At 64.9% G+C, this 4961-nt stretch carries 5 protein-coding genes; 2 read left to right on the top strand and 3 right to left on the bottom strand.

The annotated features are described in order from the left end of the window. The first annotated feature begins 164 nt into the window (after positions 1-164). Positions 165-2285 (top strand): TonB-dependent receptor, encoded by a 2121-nt coding sequence (locus tag QMX83_RS20095; protein WP_282298409.1) that lies wholly within the window; start codon positions 165-167, stop codon positions 2283-2285. 68 nt (positions 2286-2353) lie between these two features. Next, positions 2354-2707, top strand: a complete 354-nt coding sequence (locus tag QMX83_RS20090; RefSeq protein ID WP_282298408.1) for a DUF4124 domain-containing protein — start codon at positions 2354-2356, stop codon at positions 2705-2707. A gap of 478 nt (positions 2708-3185) precedes the next feature. Here the strand turns inward: QMX83_RS20090 and QMX83_RS20085 are convergent, their stop codons facing one another. Genes QMX83_RS20085 through QMX83_RS20075 form a run of 3 tightly spaced genes read right to left on the bottom strand, consistent with a single transcriptional unit; the run spans position 3186 to position 4241 of the window. Beyond that, positions 3186-3548 (bottom strand): HigA family addiction module antitoxin, encoded by a 363-nt coding sequence (locus QMX83_RS20085; RefSeq protein WP_282298407.1) that lies wholly within the window; start codon positions 3546-3548, stop codon positions 3186-3188. 25 nt (positions 3549-3573) lie between these two features. Continuing rightward, a complete protein-coding gene (locus QMX83_RS20080) occupies positions 3574-3882 on the bottom strand; it encodes a hypothetical protein (RefSeq protein WP_282298406.1) in 309 nt (102 codons plus the stop codon). After that, on the bottom strand, positions 3879-4241 hold the full coding sequence (locus QMX83_RS20075) for a hypothetical protein (protein ID WP_282298405.1): 363 nt from the start codon (positions 4239-4241) through the stop codon (positions 3879-3881). Before QMX83_RS20075 ends, QMX83_RS20080 begins: the two co-directional genes overlap by 4 nt. Positions 4242-4961 lie beyond the last annotated feature (720 nt).

The raw sequence follows: 4961 nt of genomic DNA, 5'->3' as shown, positions 1-4961 counted from the left end.
GGCCCAGGCGGTGCGTGGGCCGGCCAACGGCCGGCGCTACCAAGCCCCACCCACCCTACACGGGGTGACGCCACCCGCCGAACCTGTTAACTTTCGCGGCCTCCGCGCGGTTGACAGGGCATCCCCTGCCATCCGCGGCCCCGTTCCGCCTTGATGTCAGACGCATGCCCTCTTCCCGTTCGTTGCACCGCCCCACCCTGTCCCTGCTGGCTCTGGCCGTTGTCACCACGCTGACCCGCCCTGCCCTGGCCGCCCCCGCGCCGTCGCCCACGACCCTTGATGCGGTCAACGTCACCGCCGCCAGCGATGTCGAGCAGGCCCGCGCCGAACTCAAGCGCGTGCCCGGTGCGGGCAATGTGGTCGACCTGTCCCGCTCCAACGGTCGCCTGGCCAGCAGTGCCGACGTACTGGCCTACCAGCCCGGCATCAGCGCGCAGTCGCCGGGCAACGAAGGCACCAAGGTCTCGATCCGTGGCTCGGGCATCAACCGTGGCCCGGGCGCACATGCCTCCGGCATTTCGGTGTCGCTGGACGGCCTGCCGCTGACCGGCGCCGGTGGCACCCCCTATGAACTGCTGGAACCACTGTGGCTGAGCCGCGCCGAAGTGTTGCGCGGTGCCAACGGTATCGAACGCGGTGCGCTGGCCCTGGGCGGCGCGATCAACTACGTGAGCCGCAGCGGGCGCGATTCGGCCGGGCTGGACGTACAGTACGAAGCAGGCAGCCGCGGCTACCAGAAGCGCAGCCTGGGCTACGGCGGTGTCAGTGGTGATCTGGATTACTACCTGGCCTACACCGACAGCGAGTACGACGGTTACCAGTACCACGCTGCCGGCGACAGCAAGGGCGCTATGGCCAACCTGGGCTGGCAGATCACCCCGCAGCTGGAAACGCGCTTCTTCGTGCGTTACCGCGAAACCAACCATGAAACGCCCGGACGCCTCACCCGCGAGCAGATCCGCCACGACCCGCGCGCGGCCAACCCGGCCAACCTCGCCATCGACGCGCGCCGTCCGCAGCCGGGCAGCACCTGGCTGGGCAACATGACCACCTGGCAGATCGATGCGGATTCGTCGCTGCAGGCCGGGCTGGTGTATCACAAGTACCCGATGGACTTGAACGAAAGCCTGTACCGGCAGCAGCTGGATTACAGCAACCTCAATGCCACCCTGGATTACCGCCGCCGTCATGCGCTGTTTGGCCATGACAGCGTGACCACCGTCGGCCTGCGCGTCACCCACGATCTGGACGCGGACGTGCGCGAGACCCTGCGCTACGCCAACAACGGCTATGCCGCCGGCACCCACACCCGCGACTTCTCGCACCACGGCACCGACACCACCGTGCATGCCAGCAACGAGCTGAGCCTCAACGACCGCCTGCGCCTGCAGACCGGGCTGGCGCTGATCAACACCCGCCGTGATGTGCAGGTCACCTGGCCGTACTCCCCCGAGCGTCTGCATGAGAGCGAATGGGATTACGCCCCGCGGATCGGTTTCACCTGGCAGCAGACCGCGGCCACGCAGTGGTTCGGCAACCTGAGCCGTTCGGTAGAGCCGGCGCATCCGTGGTCGATGATCTGGGGCTCGAACCTGTACTTCCCGGCCGGCAACGGTGCCTCGACCGGTCGCCAGCGCGCGCCGGTGGAACTGGACAACCAGACCGCAACCACGCTGGAACTCGGTGCGCGCGGCGACAGCACGCTCGGCCGCTGGGAACTGACCGGTTACTACGCCCATGTGCGTCACGAGCTGCTGACCGTGGAAGTGCTGCCGGTGCCGAACCTGTTCGTGGCCGAAAACAATGCCAGCCCGACCGTGCATCGCGGCCTCGAGGCGGGCCTGGACAGCACGTTGTGGGAAGGCCCGGGCGGTCGCTTGGGGCTGCGTCAGGCGTATACCTTCAACGACTTCCGCTACCGCGATGACGCACGCTTCGGCTCCAACCGCCTGCCCGGCCTGCCGCGCCATGCGTACCAGGCGGAGCTGCGTTACGACCACCCGACCGGCTGGTATGCAGCGGTGAACACCGATGCCGCCTCGAAGATGGCGGTGGACTATGCCAACAGCTTCTGGGCGGATAGCCGCGCGGTGTTTGGCACGCGCGTGGGTTTTGATGCGCCCAGTGGTCGCTGGCAGCTGTGGGCGGAGATGCGCAACATCGGCGACCGTCATTACGCCGCGACGGTGACGCCGGGCTATGACGACGCCGGCCGCGACGTGGCGCGCTCGACGCCGGGCGAAGGCCGCAGCGTGTATGCCGGGGTGCGCTGGCGGTTTGAGTGACCGCGATCGGACGCCTCCTCTGCGCCAATGACGGTCTGCTAGACTCCGCGCTTCAACGGGGAATCATCATGATCAGATATCTTGCGGCGGCGCTGTGCTTCATCGCGCTGCCGGCGGCTGCGCAGTCGGCTTACAAGTGCTCGGATGGCAAGTCCGGCACCGTGTACCAATCCGTGCCCTGCGACACAGGCGCGGAGCAGAAGCGCTACAACGCGCCTGCGTCCTCCGCGCCGGCTGCAATACCGCGCACCGAGGAGCCCAGCCTGGGCGCGCGGATGCTCACCTTCACCGGGCAGCCCAGTCCGGAAGCCTGTACGCGCCACAAGCACATCCGCGAACAGGCGCTGGCCGATGCCTCGATGAAGGACGAACGCGAGTTACATGAAATCCTGAAGCAGAACGTCGACAGAGCCTGCAAGTAAGTCTGGACGTTCGCGGCGGGTTGCCGAAGTCAGTCTGGAAGCACCCGACCGCGTTGCACCTGATGCGGTCTGGACACACCGGATCGCCCTGCACCTGACCCGGTCTGGACGCACCGGAACGCGCTGCACCTGACCCGGTCTGGACGCACCGGGTCGCGATGCACCGGCTTTGGTAGGGTCGCACGACAGTCGACCGCCGATAGCGGTGATCGGCGCGATTGGGCATGACCCTAAACGTAGAAGCGTGCCTGCGTTCGAAGGTCATGCCCTAAAGCACCGACGCGTGTTATCGGCGGTCGACTGTCGTGCGACCCTACCGGTGAGTTCCAGCCCGGTGGGTTCCATACCGGTGAGTTCCATACCGGTGCATGCCACAACGGACCATTCCACACGAGCGCAATCGCACCGGTGCATGTCAGACCGCCGCATTCCAGGCCGGCACGATTGCACCGGCGTAATCGCACCGGTGCAATCACTCTCACCACGCGCCCCACTCCCTGCCATCCATTGCTTCCGACGCTGCCGGGTCGACACCCTTCGGCCTCGGCACAATGCACTCAGCCGGATGCGGCGTCTGCAGCTCCACCTTTTCCAGATCGAAGCGCACCTGCAGGTTCATCCAGAACCACGGCGAGGTGTCGAAGTAGTAAGCCAGACGGTGGGCCGTGTCGGCGGTAATGGCACTGGCACCCCTGGCTATACTCGCGATGCGCGTGCCGGATACGTTGAGCGCACAAGCCAGTGCACGAGTGGAAAGCCGGTTCGGGCGCATGAAATCTTCACGCAGTATCTCGCCCGGATGCAGCGGCAGAATTTCGTTAGTCAGTGTTGTCGAGGTCATGGCAATCTCTTCGATACAAGGCGGATCAATCGCGACCGAAGCCAGGACTGGCCCAGCCTTCGCGCCGCGCGCGCTGCACTTCATCCTCGTCGCCATACGGCGGCTCCGGAAGCCCGATGCCCATCTCATGCGCCACATCGTCAGACCCATCACGGATCGCATTGCTCCACAGCGTGAGATCCACCACGTTCGGGTTCTCGCCGAGCTCCACCACGCGCTCCATGAACAAGCGAATCGCTTCCGCCGGCGAGTAATGCTCCTGCATCACCACGCCTTTGAACCGGCAGCGCAGGTCATCTTCCACGCGGGCCCTTACCCAGACTGGCTTCCTCATCGGCGTGACCTCCGCCGCGGACGTGGCCGCGGGTGATGACGATACTCGCGCACCTGCGTGTAGTGCACTTCACGCAGCAGTGAGGTGGGCATGTGCAGCACGCGGAAGCCGGGCGGATACACCGGCGTGGAGATGATGCGTCGGCCGTCGAATTCGACCTTGAACCAGGTGCCTTTTCCCAAGCCCATGTAGCGCAGCCAGGTGCCGCGCATCATCAGGTATTCGATGCCGCCAACGTCACCATCGCCCGGCAGCGTGGGAGGTGGTGGGGGCGGAAAGGCACCGCAGACCGCACAACGGTGTGAGTGTGGTGCGTGTTCGTTCTGTTCTTCGGGTATGTCCAACCATTGCGCTTGCATGGCAAACCTCGTGCAGAGTGCGACCCCTGCCGGAATGGCGAGGGGTCGGGAGGTTAGAACCGCAATGCGAACACGGAAACGGCGGGCGTATTTCCTCCTTGCGGAGGTGTTTTATTAGCCACCCTCCCGACGCAGGACGTACGTTTCCCACGCAGGACAACAGGTTGTGTACGCATTGGAGATTCTACGCTCCGGGGCCTACCCTGCAGGAAACAATCACCGAAAAAAACAGGCAATTGCGGCAAGATCGTGGCGGATTTTTGGCGGTCGATCAAATGGTGCGACGCAATTGGCGCGGTGATTTCGTGGAAGGCTTGTGGCAGTAGTCGGATGCGTGCGTTGGAGGTGCGCGCACCGAGCGTCGGTGGAAGTTTGATTGTGTGATGTGCGTGCGTGTTTTCGTGGTACGCGATGTCGAGGTGCAGCGCGTGTTCGGGTCGGGTGCGTCAGATGGGATCATGCGTAGAGCGCGTTTCGATCATGCGTTCATGCGTTAATGAACGCTGGTCATTTCACGGCCGTCGTCTGTCGACCGACGCTACCGGGCCCACATACCCCGAGAAATCCAACCGGCACGATGGCTGTACGGTTTTGATGTTCGATGGCCACCGACGCACTGTCGATGGCGGGTCGGGGTGGGCTGGAGGGGGCGTGAGCCGCATGGATGCGGCGACCGAGCTTACATGGACGTACTTGCAGCGTCCCCCGGAACGCCCACCC

Source organism: Stenotrophomonas sp. PS02289, from assembly GCF_029960115.1.
Lineage (GTDB): Bacteria > Pseudomonadota > Gammaproteobacteria > Xanthomonadales > Xanthomonadaceae > Stenotrophomonas.
The sequence above is the reverse complement of the archived record's forward strand: the minus strand, read 5'-3'. Positions and strand labels throughout refer to the sequence as shown.